This is a genomic window from Streptomyces fragilis, from assembly GCF_003112515.1.
GTDB classification, from domain to species: domain Bacteria; phylum Actinomycetota; class Actinomycetes; order Streptomycetales; family Streptomycetaceae; genus Streptomyces; species Streptomyces fragilis.
On sequence record NZ_BEVZ01000002.1, the window covers coordinates 972,870 to 987,588 of the forward strand.

The window sequence follows — 14,719 nt, forward strand, 5'->3', positions numbered from 1 at the left end:
CGCGTGGGCATGCGGTCAGTGCATACGGGCGTCCGTGTCGAAGAGCGCCAACTCGCGCGGGTGAAGGTGGTGCTGGACGACGAAGGAGCGTCCGGCGACCTTCCACAGGCCGCGGCCTCGGTTGAGGTGGGCGACGGCTTCGGTCTCGACGGAGGTGAGGCCGAGGAGGCTCGCGGCGGCGTGGAGTTGGTCGGTCTCCTGGCGGTAGATGACGCGGGTGGAGCAGTCGGCGAGGAGGCCCTCGGCGAGGGCGCGGCCTCGGGATCCGGCGTCGCCGGCTGTGAGGAGGTCTGAGAGCCGGTGGATGACCATGAGGTTGGCGATGCCGAGGCCGCGGGAGAGCTTCCACTGGGCCTGCATGCGTTGGAGGAGCCCGGGGTGGCGCATCAGGCGCCAGGCTTCGTCGTAGACGATCCAGCGCCGGCCACCGTCGGGGTCGGTGAGGGCGGACTCCATCCAGGCGGAGGCACAGGTCATGGCGAGGACGAGGGCGGTGTCGTCGCCGGATCCGCCGAGGCGGGACAGGTCGATGGTGAGCATCGGCGCGCCCGGGTCGAAGACGACGGTGGAGGGGGCGTCGAACATGCCGGCGAGGTCGCCGTGGACGAGGCGGCGCATGGCGTGCGCGAGGTCGCGGGCCGCCTCTCCGAGGTGTCCGGACATCGCTCCGGCGGCCTCGTCGAGGGCAGCCGGGTTGTTGAGGACCGCGGCCACGTCGCCCAGGAGCGGCGTGCGGCCCGTATCGGTGGCGTGGACCACGGTGGCGTCGAGGGCGATGTCCAGGGCGGTGTGCTCCATGGGGCGCAGGTCGCGTCCGAGGACGGTGCGGGCAAGGGAGCCCAGGAGCAGCAGGCGGCGTTTGCGGACCTCGCCGGCCCAGTCCTCCTCGGCGACGGAAGCGGGGCGGGGGGCGGCGTCCAGGGGGTTGAGACGTCCGGGCAGGCCGGGGCCGAGGGCGACGGAGGTGCCGCCGAGAGCAGAGGCGACGGGCGTCCACTCGCCCTTGGGGTCGCAGGGCACGTAGACGCGGTAGCCGAAGGCGACGCCGCGCAGGGCGAGGCTCTTGGCGAGGGCGGACTTGCCCTGCCCGATGACGCCGGCGAGCAGGACGTTCGGATTGGTGAAACCCTCGACGCGCCCGTAGAGAGCGAAGGGGTCGAAGACGAACGACGCTTCGGCGTGAACGTCGCGGCCGATGTAGACGCCCTCGGCGCCGAGTCCGCCTTCGGCGAGGAACGGGTAGGCGCCGGCCGCGACGGCAGTGGTCACGCGGTGTGCGGGAAGTCGCAGTCTGCCGCCGCGGGCGGAGGCCGGCCCTGGCCGACCGCCCGCCGGATACAGCGCGGGTGCCGTCGCGTCGTCCGCGGCGTGGGCGGCTGTGCGGGCGGCGGATTCGGAGCGGGCCTTGACCGCGGCTTCGGCGAGGCGGCGCCGGGCGGCTCGGCGTCCGGCGCGGTCGGTGTGGTGGGGGGTGAACAGAGGGGTGGCCGAGGCGCGGCGTGCGCGTCGGGCGGGCCGGTGGCTCATCGCCGGCTTGCCGTGGTTGTCGTGCGGATGAGGTCGGTGGGAGTGGTCTTGCGTCTCATGGCGTGTCCGGCGGCGAGGTGGCGCTGGCAGATGGTGAGGACGGGCGGCTCATCCGGGAGGCGCTCGGGCCAGCAGCGGGTGGCGTCCTGCCAGGCGGTGGGCAGGAAGTGGAAGGCGTCGTGCACCGCGGTGGCCGCCTGCCACAGCCGGGTGTGCGCGGTGGCGAGATGCCGGCCGGCCGCCGGGTGGGGCGGATGGGTGGCGTCGGCGAGCTGGTCGAGGAGCTGGTGGACGGCGGTGAGGTGGGCGTGGAGCATGTCCAGGTGCGGGCGGTCCGCCGGTCCGGGCGCGTCGGGGGCGGCCTGGGTCCGGGTGCGGGCATGGTGGCGAATGCCTGCGGTGGCCGCACGGAGGTAGGGGTGCGCGTCAGAGGTGGGGTCGGTGCCGGGCAAGGGCGGTTGTTCCTTCCTGTAGCGCCGCGGAGCAGGGGAGGGCGGGCGGTTCACAGGGCTGTGCGGGCGAGGGGGAGGGCGGCGAGGATGAAAGCGTCGGGCTGCTGATAGAACAGGCGGCGCAGGTCCACTCCGGCGGCGACCGCGGCGGTCTCGATCTGGGCGCAGGCAGTGTCGAGCAGGGCGTCGGTGTCGGCGGTGACGGTGATCAGTCCGGTGAGGGCGACATCGGCGTGTCCGGCGATGAGCTGCTGCTCACGCTGCTTGACGTCGGCGTACTCGACGGAGTCCTCCTCGCTTTCCACCTGGCCCCGGCGGGCGCGTTCGCTGGCGTCGGCGATGATCTGCGCCTTCTTGCGCCGCACGTCGCGCAGCGCGGACTCCAGGGCCTGGGGGACATAGACGAGGGAGAGGCTGCGGCGGATGCCGGCGGTGAACATCAGCCCGTGCAGGAACCCGGCGCCCACCTCGATGCGCGGCCAGTTCTCCAGCCAGTAGGTGGCGTGGCGGGCGGTGTCGGTCGCCAGGCGGTCGAACTCCTCCACCTGGACCACAGGCCCAGCGGCGGCGGGGTCGGCCTCGGCGCGCCCGGTGTCGGACCACTGCTGCAGGCCGGCGAGCGCCTTCGGGTCGTAGGCGGTGCGGATCACCGCGGCGATCTCCCGCGCGGTCAGCCAGCCGGTGACCGTCAGCCCGGCGTTGCGGGCGGCCTGCGCCACGGAGGCGGTCGTCTGCTCCATGACGGTGAACGCGCCCGGCAGTCCGCCGCCCGCCTGTCCGACCAGACGCCGGGCGGCCTTCAGATCGAGGGAGAGAGCGAGGTACGTCTCGTGGGGTGCGGCGGCCGGGCCCGCGGAGTCGACGAGTTCGCCGTAGATCTGCCCGGCCACCGGCGCCTCGGGCCGCCCGTTCCTGCCCCAGTGACGGCTGAGCGTGTCGCCGGAATCCGGAACGGTGCGCTCCAGGACCTGCACCGTGGCGATGTGCCCGGTGCGGGCGATGCCGGCCAGCGCGCGTCCCCAGCCGGCGACGTTCTGGTTCTGGGTGGCCGGGTCGAGGAGGGCGAACGCACGGCCGGTGACCCGGGCGACGGCGGTCAGCGTCTGCTGGTGCGGGTCGTGGACCGCGGCTGCCCCGTCGGGGATGTCGCCAGGGGTGACCACCTTCAACGAGGCGGCGGTACCCGGCAGATGCAACACGCCGTCCTGCCGGGGCCGGGACACGGGACGCGCGAGCCACAAGTGCTGCCCGGTGTTTCGGCGCAGCGCGTAGCGGGCGACGACCGGGGCCCATTCGACGAGGGAACGGCCGTCGCGCCGGATCGCGACCAGCGCCGCCACCGACGCCCACAACGGGGTCAGGACGATCGCGCCGATGAGCCCGGTGGACATGACGGTTGCCAGCAGCATCGCCAAGGAAACCGCGACCAGCAGGAGTTGGGGGAGGGAGAGGCCGAGGAGGATGCCGCGCCGGGATCGGTGGGGAAACCTCACAGCGACAGGAGCGACTGAGACTTCAGACATGGTGGGCCTTGGGAGAGAGCGGGGCGGGGTGGTCAGGGACCGGTCGGCGACGGCGCCGAAGGCGACGCGCTGCCCGCGCCTGCGGACCGTTGGGCCGAGGCCGGAGGCGTCGTGGTGGGCGGAGCCGACCGCCAGCCACCGGCCACCGGGCTGGAGCCCGCGGTCGTCGGGGCGGCGCGTCCTGTCTGGCCGCCGGTTCCGGCGCCGACGGCGGTCGGCGTGGACCGCCTGCTCTCGGAGGCCGAAGCGGTGCCCGCCGCGCCACTTTTCACGGGGGTGCTGGCGAGGTCACCGGGAAATCCTCCGGTCGGGAGCGAACTGGGACCCTGGGGCGCTGCGGCACCAGAGGCTCCCGCCCCGGCGGCGACCCCGCCGCTTCCCGCGGTCGCCGCGGCGGCGATGGCCTTTCTCGCGACGCGCTCCGAATGCCGCTTCACGACCTGGGCGCCGGCTCCGCCGGCCCGGTGCAGGGCCTCGGCGTCGCTGCTCTCGGCCGCCCAGTGGACGAACTTGAACGTCGCGTACGGGCAGAGCATCACCAGGAAGAGGATGACGACGCCGGCGAGGGCGTCGGCGAGGGCGCTGATGCCGTCCTTGGCCTCGGTGCGCCCCATCGCGGCGATGCCGAGCACGAAGACGACCGTCATCAGCAGCTTGGAGACGATGAGGGTGGCGGTGGCCTCGATCCATCCCTTGCGCCAGCGCCGCGCGGCCTCCCAGCCGCCACCGGCCCCGGCGAAGACGGCCAGGGTCACCAGGACGAGGATGCCGATCTTGCGGACCATCATCACGCACCAGTACAGCAGCGCGCCGATCGCCGACCACAGCGCGACAGTCGCCACGATCAGCCAGCCGAGACCGCCGGACGCGTTGAGCTGCGAGACATCCGCGATACGACGCACAGCCGACTTCAGGTTCGTGCCGGAGGCTTCCATCAATCCGGCGGACAACGCGTCGACCACCTCGATCGCCACGGTCGTCAACGCGATCGCCGTGAACGCGAACAGCACACCCGACACGGTGCCGGTGAACGCCTGCCGCAACGCCTGACCATCCCGCCGGACGGCCGCGCGCACCAACTGCGCGCAGAACGTGCCGACCAGAGCGACCAGGGCGATCGGCAGCAGCGTCTCGTAATTCTCGCGGAACCAGGGCGCGTTGAGGTCGACGCCGGTGGTGTCGTCGACAGCCTTGGACGCCACGTCCACGGCGGTCGCGGCGAACTCGGCGACTGACGCCGCCAGCCAGTCGCCCATCGCACTGCCCGGATCGGTGACGAACTCGACGGTGTCGCCGATCTCGCAGACCGTGTCCGCGACAGGAAGGTCACAAAAAGCCATGAGGAGCTGCCTCCCTCCTGATCACTGGACGACGTACGGGGCGATGGCCACCAGCGCGCAATCCTGGGAGGGGCGGCACTGGACGGCGAGCGTCACCGAGCGCTTCTCCGCACCCTGTCCGCCGCCGGCCCAGGTGATCGTCTGCTTGCCGGTCACCGTCACGGCGTAGATGTACGCCTCGGTGATCGCCGACGGATCCTCCTCCAGCGCCTGCTTGAACGCCGACGGATACCGTGCCTCGGTGATCGTGGCGGTCGCCCGCTGGTCCTGGTCGCTCATGCGCGCCCACAGGGCGGGGGTGGGCATCTGCCCGGCGACCGACGGCCAGTCCGCGTACTGGGTTTCGCCGGACATCCAGGACCGCATGACGGCGAGCTGTCGGGCGTGGCTGGTGGTGCGGGTGTCGTAGGACCAGAGCATGCGCGTCGCCGCGCGGGCGTAGGCAAGCGGATCGGAGAGGCGCGGCGGCCTCGATGCCGACCCGGCGCTGGTGGGAGGCACCTGTTCGGTGCCGCCGGGTTCAGGTGAGGACGGTCGGCTCGACGGGGCGGCGTCGTTGGCGGGGTGGGGCTCGTCGCTCCGGCTGGTGGCCAGGGCGACGACGGCTGTGACGGCGAGCAGCGCGGCCAGGGCGAGCGCGGCCAGGGTAAGACGCCGCGGCGGTGTCCAGAGGGTGAGGGGGAACCGAGGCACTGGCATCAGTGCACCTGGGAGCCGAGGGCGGAGAAGAAGGCGACGATGCCGTTGGCGGCGCCGAGGCCGAGTGCGGCGCCTGCGGCGACGACCGCCCCCTTCTTGCCGTTCGCCTCGGCCTGGTGGCCGCCGGTGTGGTGGCCCCAGGCCCAGACGCCCAGGGAGACGGCGAGCGCGCCGACGACGGCGATGATGCCGAACAGGTTGATGCTGCTGACGACGGTCTTCAGCACGCTCAGGCCCGGAAGGCCGCCCTCCTTGGGGCTGACGCCCGGGTCGAAGGCGAGATGGAGGAGGTGGTCGGCGAGGGGGGACATGGGGATGACGGAACTCCTTGCGCTCGGCTCGGGCCACAGGGCCCGGAGGAGAAAGCGGGAGGGAAAGAGGGGCGGTCAGACGACGCGGCGGGCTGCCAGGACGGTCCAGTCCTTGAGCGGGCTGATGAGCACCGGTCTGCCGGTGCGAGGGGCCTCGATGACCAGGCCCCGACCGAGGTAGACACCGACGTGCTCGGGGCGTGCCGCGGTGCCGCGGCTGAACAGCAGGTCACCAGGCCGCAGCGCCTTCAAGGAGACGGCCTTGCCCTCGTTGACCTGTGTGTAGGTGGTGCGGGAGAGGGTGACGCCGGCGTGGGCGTACGCCTGCTGGGTCAGCGAGCTGCAGTCGCAGCGGGCCATCGGGTCGGGTCCGTGCGGGTTGGTGCAGGAACCGCCCCACTGGTACATCGTGCCGAGTTGCCGCATCGCCCACACGATGGCCGCGCGCGCCCGGGGATCGGTGCCGGCGGGGATCGAGTAGCCGGCGGGGACGGCGCCTTCGGGTATCCGCCCGAACGTGGATCCGTCGTCCAGCCCGCACGCCGCGGACACCTCGACACCGGAACTGCCGCCGGAAGGGGCCCCTTCCGCCTCGGGCAGGGTCGCGGCGATGGCTTGCCGCAAGGCGGTGGCCAGTGGTTCCCACTGGGCGTACGCGTCCGGGTAGGCGGACCGCTGGACCGCCTGTGCGGCCTGGGTGACGGTCATCTGCTGCCAGCCGCTGACCTCGAGCAGCGCGGCGTAGAACCGCTTCGACGCGTGGACCGGGTCGCGGATCTGATCCGGGGTTCCCCAGCCCTGGGAGGGACGCTGCTGGAACAGTCCCAGCGAGTCGCGGTCCCCGTAGGAGAGGTTCCGCAACCGGGACTCCTGCAGGGCGGTCGCGAGCGCCACGACCTGTCCCCGGTGCGGCACACCCATGCTCACGCCGGTGGCGACGATGACGCGAGCGTTGGGGATCTGCTCACCTGGCAGGTCGAGGCCCTCGATCCGCTCGTCGGGCGTCTTCGCGCCGGCGAGGATCTCTTCGACCTGTTCGCGGATCCTGCCGGTGTCGGGGCCGCTCTGGCACGAGGAGGAGGCGGAGGAGACGGCCACCAGGACGCCAGCGCCCAGCAGCAGCGGTGCCAGTACGACGACCCCGATGCCGGCGGCGAGCGCCTTCAACCGGCGCGGTCCGCGCGCGGCACGGCGACCTTGGGCAGGGGCGGATGGCGAGACGTCACAGAGGTGTCCTTCGAGTAGGGAGACGCTTCCGGACCGCCCAGGCGCGACGGGCGCGGGCGGGGTCCGGGAGAAGGGGAGGAACACTGACCGGCCGGGGCGCGGGCGTGGCGGCTCGCCACGCCGAGGCCGCCCCAGGGGGCGTTCACGCCAGCACGGGAGGGCGTCCTTCGTGCGCTGGGAGCAATACGGTAGGACCGAATCGCCGGTCGACCAAATAGCGGCCGGTGAGGGGCCGGAATCCGGCCCTTCAGGCTTGACTTCTTGGTCGACCGGCGATTCGCCTCTACAGTTTCGGCACTTCGTTCCTCGCCCACCCGGCGTGTGGCCGCGGGCTGTCCGCTGCCCGAATACGAGCCCGCCGGATTCCCGCGGGCGAGGAGAGACGACTCCCCCCACCCGCCACCCGAATCGGGGTACGCCCTTGCCTTTTTCCCTGCACCGGGGCGACGCGCTCACCGTCCTCGCCACGCTGCCGGACGACTGCGTCGACTCGGTCGTCACCGACCCGCCCTACAACTCCGGCGGACGCACCGCGAAGGAACGCACCTCGCGCAGCGCCCGGCAGAAGTACACCTCCGCCGGCGCCGGCCACGACCTGCCGGACTTCGAGGGCGAGAACATGGACCAGCGGTCCTACAGCTTCTGGCTCACCCAGATCATGACCCAGGCCCACCGGCTCACCAAGACCGGCGGCACCGCCCTGCTGTTCACCGACTGGCGCCAGCTGCCCGTCACCACCGACGCGCTGCAGGCGGCGGGATGGCTGTGGCGCGGGGTGCTGGCCTGGCACAAGCCGCAGGCCAGGCCCCAGAAGGGGCGCTTCACCCAGAACTGCGAGTTCGTCGTCTGGGGCTCCAAGGGCGCCATCGACGGCGACCGGCACCCCGTCTACCTGCCCGGCCTCTACTCAGCCTCCCAGCCCTCGGGGAAGAACCGGCAGCACATCACGCAGAAGCCCGTCGAGGTCATGCGCGAGCTGGTCAAGATCTGCCCCGAGCGCGGCACGGTGCTCGACTTCTGCGCCGGCTCCGGCTCCACCGGAGTCGCCGCGCTGCTGGAGGGCCGCGACTTCATCGGCGTGGAGAAGACCAAGCACTACGCCGCCGTCGCCGAGCGGCGCCTCGCCGAGACCGTCCAGCGGATCCTCACCCAGGACGACTTCGACCTCACCGCGTGAGTACCACTCCCACCGCGTTCTCCGAGCACCTCGTATAGAGCCGGGAACCTGCCTTGGCCCGCACTTCCCATTTCGCATTCCGCGGCTTCAAGGAGGCCCATCATTTCCATGCCTGAATTCGAAGAACCCGGTGACCGGACCGAGGAGTTCCCGCCGGTCCGCGTTCCCGGGAGGGGCCTGGAGGAAATCGAGGCCAGCGTCCGCAAGCTGATGGACCAGTCCGCCCGGCAGGCCCGCCAGCTCGACCATCTCGCCGGCGCACCCTCCCCCTTCCCCGCCTTCACGATGCCCGGGGCCGGCGGCTCCCTGCCGTCGGCGCCACCGGATCTGCGGCCGATCCTCGAACTGGAGGGCGAGGAGTACGAGGAAGAACTCAGCGCGCTCAGCGACTGGGTCGATGATTTCCTCATGCCCGTCTACGGCGCCGAGGTGACCACCGCGTCACCGTGGTGCCCGCAGTGGCAGGAACACGACGCCGTCGTGGCGTGGCTGCACGCCCTGTGGCTCGCCTACCAGCAGCACAAGGAAGCCGACGCCGGCCTGAGCGGCATGCTGGTGTGGCACCGGGACTGCCTCCTGCACACCATGGCCGCCATCCGCGCTCCCGGCGGGCCGCTGTCGGCGTGCATGACCTCACCCGACCGGCCCGCCCACCGGATCCTGCCCGGCCCGCCCCCCTCCACCCGCGCCGAGACTGTCCCCGGCAAGGAGACAGCCAAGAAGGAGCGCGGCGACACGGACGGTGAGAAACCGGGCGGGCCGGGCGAGCGGGCGCGATGAGCGTGACAGGGCCGGCCTTCGGGCTCAGCTTCGGCCTTCGGGCCCTGACCGACCTGATCCAGGCTCCGTCCTGCATCCGCGACCCGGCCCTCCTGCGGCTGCGGGAAGCGGTCAGCGCGGAACGCTTCGGGAATGAGCTGACCGGCGACCTCTCCGGCTACCGCAAGCTCGTCGTCGACCACCGCAAGGAGCGGCGGCTCATCTGCACGGTACGCCCAGCGCCCCCGACCTGTGGCGTTCGCGATGAGGTTCACGTGGTTGCGGTGAGGTCCCGCGCGCAGCGAGGTCTACCACACCGCCGGGCACCGGCTGGGCACGCGCCCCCGCCCCGTGAGCGCGAGGACCCACGCGGCCCACTCCCGCCCGCAGCGACTCACCCAGCCCGCCACCGGGGCCGTTCCCAAGCCGGTCACGCGGCTTGCCGCCCTTCCCGGCCTGTCCGCCCGGCCCGTCTCTCCGGCACGGCGCCCCACCCTGTAACCGAAGGAGCAACCGCTTGATCGAACCCGACTACCGCCTGGACGGCTACGCGCCGGCCGACACGTGGATCAAGACGCTGTTCCGGCAGGTGTTCGAAATGGAACAGCACACCCTCGCCGTTCTCGCCGAACACCACACCCCCGACAACACCCACAGCTACTTCCTCCTCCACGACACTGCCGCCACCTGGGGACCCCCGAACACACCGCAGGTCCTCGCCCTCCACCTGCGGCGCGACACCACAGCGTCGACGTACCGCTTCGAACACGCGCGGCTGCCGCTCGCCGCGATGGCACAGTCCTGGCTCATCCAGCGCGGCTGCCCCGCGGACGCCATCATGTTGGGCCCGGACGTGGGAACCGATCCGGCGGACGACACCACCCGCGCCCTGGAGCAGCGAGTGCGCGAGGACGCGGACCGCTTCAGCTTCCTGGACAACTACATCCGCGACGACCCCGACGACATGGTGACCCTCGTGGTGCTCCGCTCCCGCGACGAGTCCGACCCGGCACGGATTCGGGTGCTGTGCGAGGAGGCGGACCTGGACGCCGGCACGCACACGCTGCGCGAGGGAGGCTTCGCCAACGTCGCCGACGCGCTGGACTGGTGCGAAGCGCGCCTTGATCAGCAGGAGGTGTACCTGCCGCCGGTCGACCGGGTGAACCCGCGGACCACAGGACCCGCCCCGAGACCTCCGGCGCCGCCCGCGCGATCCGTTCCGGGCCGCTCACGCTGACACCGGGCGGAACATAGCCGATGATCGCCGGTTGGCCAAACCGGCGCATCCGCGGACTCTGGTCACAGCCGGACGAGGGCGCGCCCCTCCCGGCCTTCCCCCTTTCTCCCTTCCGCCGTACGGAGGTTACGTCCGCATGCCCTCCCACCGAACGGAGTTGCTCGGTGACGCCGCCGACACCGATGACGTCGTCAGGGTGCTCACCGGACGGATCGAGCAGCGCTTCGAGATGAGCATGGGCGAACTCGCCGCGGCGGTCGCCGCGTCCCCGCAAGCCCACCCGGCCGCCACCGAGATCGTGCACTGGCACCGGCTGCTCACCGAGTCCCAGTCCGACCTGGAGCGGGCCGAGGACGAGCTGCTCGCCCAACTGGCCACCCAGCCCAACGAGATCGACGACCCGACCATGGCGCTCGCCCACCGCGTCAACGAAGCGGTCACCGTCCGCGACGGCCGCGCCATGACCGTGCGCTTCCTCCTCGACCCGGACGAGGCCCTCAGGGCGAGGTTCGCCGCCCGCGGCGCCCACCGCGACACCGCCCGGGTGCGCCGCGGACCGGCGGTGAACACCAGTCCTGCCACTGCGGTCGCATCGGCGCCCGCCGCCCTCCGAGGAGGTGTCCGGTGAGTGTCCGCGACAAGCCGTCCACCCAGGACCAGCGACTGGCGGACGTCTTCGGCGCCCCGGTCGACGAGCTGTACACCCAGGCGGTCGGCCCGAAGGCCGCGCCGGCGCTTACCCGGGCGCTGGAGTTGCGGTCCTTCCTCGCCCTGGCCGAAGAGCAGGTCGCCCGCATCCGTGACCGCGTCCACGCCACGACGGCACCGGACCGCGACATGAGCACGCTTTCCTCGGACACCCTGCGCATGGACGCGCACTGGATGGAGGCGGCCATCTCCGCCCGGAACGGCTACCTCTCCGCGCTGGACAACCTCCTGCACGCGATGCCTCCACACCCCCGGCCCACTCCTGCGGTCCGCACCGCGCGGCAGACTCCCAGCACGAGCCCGCAACCGCCCGCCCCCTCCCACGCGGGAGAGGGTCCCGCCCCCGCGCGCCGCTCATGAAAGCCGTCCCATGCCTCACCCGACGTCCGTCGAGATCGCCGCGCGGATCGAGGAGCTGTACGGCGCGCCGCTGAGCGACCTCGACGCCCACGCGCGGCAACGGCCCCCCGGCATGCTCTCCGCCCTCCTCGACGGCTACCACCGGCTCGCCTTGGCCGAGCAGAGCATCCTCGACAACCGCCACCGCCTGCGCCGGCTCATCCACGACGAGCGGCCACTGGGCCCGCCGGAGGTCTCCCACCTCCTCGACGCGGCCCGCCGGCTCGCCGAAGCGGTCGCGGTACGCGACGCCCAGTCCGCCACCAGCGCGGCGGTCTTGCGCAGTCTCGGCCGAGCCGACGCCCCCACACCGGAAGCCGAACCCCGCGCCGGGACCGCGCCGAGCACCGCTCCCGCCCCACCGCTTCCCCCGCCCTCGCCTGCCACGACCGCCGACGCGGCCGTCCCCCGCTGACCGGACGGAACCGCGTCCGTCTCCACATATGGAGCGCTCCCCGTTGAACACCACCGGCCTGCCCGACGCCGACGCCACCGACATCGTCCGGGTCACCGAAGCCCTGCAGATGATCACCCCACGCTGGCACGCGCGGATCCTGCTCACCCTCAGCCAACCGCCGCAGCGCTACACCGACATCGCCATCAGGCTGCCGCACCTGCAGAGCGGACAGCTCCACCCGAGACTCCGCGCCCTGTGCGACGCCGGGCTGGCCGAGCGCACCGAGCACTCCTCCCGCCACGTCCTGTACGGCCTCACCGATCGCGGGCAGCAGCTTCTGCCCGTCTTCCAGATGCTCGGCGCCTGGGCCCACCAGCACCTGGGAAACCCTTCGCGGCTGCCGTTGATCGACCACGTGGAGGACGCCCTCGCCAGGCTGTCGCGCCGACAGACTCCGGCGATCCTGTGGGCGCTGAGGTTCCGGCGCGAGGCGACCGCCCGGGCATTGGCCCATCTCGTCATACCCGGCAACCACTGGGCCAGCGTCTACACCCCCTTGCGGCGGCTCGCCGACGACGGCCTCGTCGTCACCGCGGGAACGGGATGTCCCTACCGGCTCTCCCCGGCCGGGGAGGCGCTCGCCCCGGCCCTCGCCGCCCTGTCGGTGTGGGCCGCCGGACGTCCGATGACGGAGGCCGTGAGCCACCGGCTCTGGGGCAGACCGCGATCCCTCACCGAAGCCACCACAGGACCGCAGCCATGGACGAGCCACCGGTCGAGGCTGCCGGCCCCACCTGCCAGGCCCGGATCTTCCATGCTCCCGGCGGCCGGACGGCACACACCGCATGCGGCCTGGCGGCACCATGACCTCTTCTCACACCCCTCGGCCCCCGTCCCGCAGATGGCCGGAGCCACCCGATGACTCCCTCCACCACCCTCACCCCGCAGGCCGTCCACATGGCTCTGGCCTACCGCCCCGTCATCCGCCTCGTCAGCGAGATAGCCGACCACGGAGCGATACCGCACCACGCCCTCGGAAGCACCCTGAGCGACCTCTCCCGCACCCAGCTGCGCCGTGCGGTCCACCGCGCCGACAGCTTGTGCCTCCTCCAGCGCACGCCCACCGGCCGCGCCCTGTCCCCGGCGGGGGAGGAACTCGCGGACGTCTACGAAGCCACCGCCCGCTGGGCCCGCCGGCACAACTACCCCGCCGCGTTCTGTGACTTCGCCGACCGCGTCCACCACGCCCTCACCCTCCTCACCACAGACGCCCGGCCCTCCGACGGGCCCGCCCCGACGGACACGGACGGACCGACCCGGCTGTTGACCGACTGGCTCACCAGGCACACCCCGAACGTGTCCGCCGACCTGTCACGTGAGGGCCGTGAGTGAGTCGTAGCACTCTGCTGCGCCGGGCCTACCTGCCCCGCGCCGCCGACGCGGCCGCCTTCGCGATGGGCACCTACGGCATTCCGCTGCTGGTACTGGCCACCACCGGCTCCGCGGCGCTGACCGGTCTTTCCTTCGCCCTCGAGTGGATTCCTCGCCTGGCAGCCTTCCCCGTGGCCGGATCTCTCGTCGACCGCTACGGAACCGCCCGGATCTTCCGGGTGGCGTGCCTCACCCGGACCACGGTCGTCGTGGCCGCCGTCGTCATCCTCACCTGCGTGGAGCACCACACACAGGCCGCGACGATGGCCGTGATGCTGCTCGCCGCGGTGACCGGGGTGCTCGCCGAGGTCAGTTACGTGGCGGTGGAGACCTCCGGCAACGTGGCGAGCCGGGGACCGGGCCGCCGGGCGCACCAGATCCAGTCCGTGTTGCTGGGCATCGACCAGGTCGCCACGCTCGCCGGGCCGGCTCTTGCCGGCCTGCTGCTGGAACACGCGGGCCCGCAGGCCATGCTCACCATCTTGGCCGGCTTCTCCCTCCTCGCCGCCGTCCTCGGCCCCCGCCACAGGACCCAGGGGGAGAAGAGGACTGGGACGAGGCGGCACGGGCTGCGGGCGGGGTGGGCGACTCTGCGGTCCCTGCCAGTGCTGGCCTGGCTCGTGGGCGGCCTGGTCGTCTCCAACACGGCCGTCGGCCTCCTCCAGGCCGCCGTCCCCGTGCTCGTGGTCACCGAACTCGGCCGCTCCAGCGCGGACGCCGGAGCGATCTGGTCGGTCGCGGCCGCCACCTCCCTGCTGGCCGTCACCGCCTGCCGCCGGGCCATCGACCGCTGGGGCCTGTGGCCCACCGGAGCCGCGTCCGCCGCCCTCGCCGCGACCGCGACACTCGCCGTCGCCCAGGCCGACACCTACCAGGGCTACCTCACGCTGATCGCCGTCCTCATGGCCGGCGAAGGTGGCCTGACCGTCGTCCTGCGCACCCTGCGCGCCCACCTGATTCCCAGCGACACCTTCGCCAGCACCCTCGCCGTCACCATCCTGCTGCTCCTCATCCCCTTCCCCCTCGCCGGACTGGTGGTGGCCGCCGTGCCGCCCGCCGTTCTCCCGCACGCCGTCGCCGTGACCGCCGTGCTGCAGACCATCGGCCTCGCCGTCACCTTCGCCCGCCTGCGGACCTTGCGCGCCGTCCCAGCCGTCACGCCCTGACCGCGCCCTCCTGCCCACCCGAGTCGTAGGAGCCCTCCTGCGCCCATGCCCGCCACCGCCACCTCATCCGCCCAGATGTCCGGCTTCGGCAACCGGCCGACGATCACCGAACAGTTCCACGCCTTCGACGCCGCCCACCCCTGGATCTACACGTCTCTCGAGCGCCTGGTCGCCCAACACCTCGCGGCAGGCGCCACCCGGGTCGGCATGAAAGCCCTCTTCGAGGCCCTGCGCTGGCGCCGCCCGCACGGGATCACCGGACTCAACAACAACTACACCGCGCTGTACGCCCGCCGGCTCATCGACGAACACCCCGAGTGGGCCTCCGCGATCGAGACCCGACGCCGACGCAGCCCGTGATCTCCG

The 14,719-nt window shown here is 72.4% G+C and carries 17 protein-coding genes; 10 read left to right on the forward strand and 7 right to left on the reverse strand.

All coding sequences use genetic code 11. The features are described from left to right. Positions 1 to 15: 15 nt before the first annotated feature. The 7 genes from Sfr03f_RS06205 to Sfr03f_RS06235 form a co-directional block, all read right to left on the reverse strand. Positions 16 to 1,527, reverse strand: a complete 1,512-nt coding sequence (locus tag Sfr03f_RS06205; RefSeq protein ID WP_108952663.1) for a VirB4 family type IV secretion system protein — start codon at positions 1,525 to 1,527, stop codon at positions 16 to 18. Next, positions 1,524 to 1,979 carry a DUF6238 family protein gene (locus tag Sfr03f_RS06210; protein WP_108952664.1) on the reverse strand — a complete coding sequence of 152 codons (456 nt, stop codon included), beginning with the start codon at positions 1,977 to 1,979 and terminating at the stop codon, positions 1,524 to 1,526. Before Sfr03f_RS06210 ends, Sfr03f_RS06205 begins: the two co-directional genes overlap by 4 nt. Positions 1,980 to 2,029: 50 nt before the next feature. Further along, positions 2,030 to 3,502 (reverse strand): SCO6880 family protein, encoded by a 1,473-nt coding sequence (locus tag Sfr03f_RS06215; protein WP_108952665.1) that lies wholly within the window; start codon positions 3,500 to 3,502, stop codon positions 2,030 to 2,032. A 32-nt stretch (positions 3,503 to 3,534) separates the two neighbouring features. Continuing rightward, on the reverse strand, positions 3,535 to 4,842 hold the full coding sequence (locus Sfr03f_RS06220; protein WP_108952666.1) for an SCO6881 family protein: 1,308 nt from the start codon (positions 4,840 to 4,842) through the stop codon (positions 3,535 to 3,537). 21 nt (positions 4,843 to 4,863) lie between these two features. Continuing rightward, positions 4,864 to 5,541, reverse strand: a complete 678-nt coding sequence (locus tag Sfr03f_RS06225; RefSeq protein WP_108952667.1) for a hypothetical protein — start codon at positions 5,539 to 5,541, stop codon at positions 4,864 to 4,866. Further along, positions 5,541 to 5,852, reverse strand: a complete 312-nt coding sequence (locus tag Sfr03f_RS06230; protein ID WP_108952668.1) for a DUF6112 family protein — start codon at positions 5,850 to 5,852, stop codon at positions 5,541 to 5,543. The genes Sfr03f_RS06225 and Sfr03f_RS06230 overlap by 1 nt, the downstream gene beginning before the upstream one ends. A gap of 75 nt (positions 5,853 to 5,927) precedes the next feature. Then, positions 5,928 to 7,019, reverse strand: a complete 1,092-nt coding sequence (locus Sfr03f_RS06235; protein ID WP_108952669.1) for a C40 family peptidase — start codon at positions 7,017 to 7,019, stop codon at positions 5,928 to 5,930. A 481-nt stretch (positions 7,020 to 7,500) separates the two neighbouring features. Between Sfr03f_RS06235 and Sfr03f_RS06240 the strand changes: the two genes are divergently transcribed. The 10 genes from Sfr03f_RS06240 to Sfr03f_RS06290 all read left to right on the forward strand — a co-directional run bounded on the left by Sfr03f_RS06240 (position 7,501) and on the right by Sfr03f_RS06290 (position 14,713). Further along, positions 7,501 to 8,256 carry a DNA-methyltransferase gene (locus tag Sfr03f_RS06240; protein ID WP_108952670.1) on the forward strand — a complete coding sequence of 252 codons (756 nt, stop codon included), beginning with the start codon at positions 7,501 to 7,503 and terminating at the stop codon, positions 8,254 to 8,256. Between the two features lie 210 nt (positions 8,257 to 8,466). After that, positions 8,467 to 9,036 (forward strand): DUF4913 domain-containing protein, encoded by a 570-nt coding sequence (locus Sfr03f_RS06245; RefSeq protein WP_108953481.1) that lies wholly within the window; start codon positions 8,467 to 8,469, stop codon positions 9,034 to 9,036. A gap of 496 nt (positions 9,037 to 9,532) precedes the next feature. Next, positions 9,533 to 10,252, forward strand: coding sequence for a hypothetical protein (locus Sfr03f_RS06255; RefSeq protein WP_108952671.1), 720 nt, complete (start codon positions 9,533 to 9,535; stop codon positions 10,250 to 10,252). A 136-nt stretch (positions 10,253 to 10,388) separates the two neighbouring features. Next, entirely contained in the window at positions 10,389 to 10,880 is a 492-nt protein-coding gene (locus Sfr03f_RS06260) for a hypothetical protein (RefSeq protein WP_108952672.1), read from the forward strand. Beyond that, on the forward strand, positions 10,877 to 11,320 hold the full coding sequence (locus tag Sfr03f_RS06265) for a hypothetical protein (protein ID WP_108952673.1): 444 nt from the start codon (positions 10,877 to 10,879) through the stop codon (positions 11,318 to 11,320). The genes Sfr03f_RS06260 and Sfr03f_RS06265 overlap by 4 nt, the downstream gene beginning before the upstream one ends. Positions 11,321 to 11,330: 10 nt before the next feature. Next, a complete protein-coding gene (locus Sfr03f_RS06270; RefSeq protein ID WP_108952674.1) occupies positions 11,331 to 11,774 on the forward strand; it encodes a hypothetical protein in 444 nt (147 codons plus the stop codon). Positions 11,775 to 11,817: 43 nt separating this feature from the next. After that, positions 11,818 to 12,678 (forward strand): winged helix-turn-helix transcriptional regulator, encoded by an 861-nt coding sequence (locus Sfr03f_RS06275; protein ID WP_245967420.1) that lies wholly within the window; start codon positions 11,818 to 11,820, stop codon positions 12,676 to 12,678. After that, on the forward strand, positions 12,675 to 13,148 hold the full coding sequence (locus Sfr03f_RS06280) for a regulator (protein WP_108952676.1): 474 nt from the start codon (positions 12,675 to 12,677) through the stop codon (positions 13,146 to 13,148). The genes Sfr03f_RS06275 and Sfr03f_RS06280 overlap by 4 nt, the downstream gene beginning before the upstream one ends. Before the next feature lie 62 nt (positions 13,149 to 13,210). Beyond that, positions 13,211 to 14,353: an MFS transporter gene (locus Sfr03f_RS06285; protein ID WP_108953482.1), complete on the forward strand. Its 1,143-nt coding sequence runs from the start codon at positions 13,211 to 13,213 to the stop codon at positions 14,351 to 14,353. Between the two features lie 45 nt (positions 14,354 to 14,398). Then, positions 14,399 to 14,713, forward strand: a complete 315-nt coding sequence (locus Sfr03f_RS06290) for a hypothetical protein (RefSeq protein ID WP_108952677.1) — start codon at positions 14,399 to 14,401, stop codon at positions 14,711 to 14,713. Positions 14,714 to 14,719 lie beyond the last annotated feature (6 nt).

What these genes read in the sequence shown, in the direction of transcription:
- Sfr03f_RS06285 (WP_108953482.1), top strand. Translation starts at nt 13,211, where the DNA reads ATGGGCACCTACGGCATTCCGCTGCTGGTACTGGCCACCACCGGCTCC.
- Sfr03f_RS06270 (WP_108952674.1), top strand. Translation starts at nt 11,331, where the DNA reads ATGCCTCACCCGACGTCCGTCGAGATCGCCGCGCGGATCGAGGAGCTG.
- Sfr03f_RS06230 (WP_108952668.1), bottom strand. Translation starts at nt 5,852, where the DNA reads ATGTCCCCCCTCGCCGACCACCTCCTCCATCTCGCCTTCGACCCGGGC.
- Sfr03f_RS06260 (WP_108952672.1), top strand. Translation starts at nt 10,389, where the DNA reads ATGCCCTCCCACCGAACGGAGTTGCTCGGTGACGCCGCCGACACCGAT.
- Sfr03f_RS06215 (WP_108952665.1), bottom strand. Translation starts at nt 3,502, where the DNA reads ATGTCTGAAGTCTCAGTCGCTCCTGTCGCTGTGAGGTTTCCCCACCGA.
- Sfr03f_RS06205 (WP_108952663.1), bottom strand. Translation starts at nt 1,527, where the DNA reads ATGAGCCACCGGCCCGCCCGACGCGCACGCCGCGCCTCGGCCACCCCT.
- Sfr03f_RS06245 (WP_108953481.1), top strand. Translation starts at nt 8,467, where the DNA reads ATGGACCAGTCCGCCCGGCAGGCCCGCCAGCTCGACCATCTCGCCGGC.
- Sfr03f_RS06220 (WP_108952666.1), bottom strand. Translation starts at nt 4,842, where the DNA reads ATGGCTTTTTGTGACCTTCCTGTCGCGGACACGGTCTGCGAGATCGGC.
- Sfr03f_RS06280 (WP_108952676.1), top strand. Translation starts at nt 12,675, where the DNA reads ATGACTCCCTCCACCACCCTCACCCCGCAGGCCGTCCACATGGCTCTG.
- Sfr03f_RS06290 (WP_108952677.1), top strand. Translation starts at nt 14,399, where the DNA reads ATGCCCGCCACCGCCACCTCATCCGCCCAGATGTCCGGCTTCGGCAAC.
- Sfr03f_RS06225 (WP_108952667.1), bottom strand. Translation starts at nt 5,541, where the DNA reads ATGCCAGTGCCTCGGTTCCCCCTCACCCTCTGGACACCGCCGCGGCGT.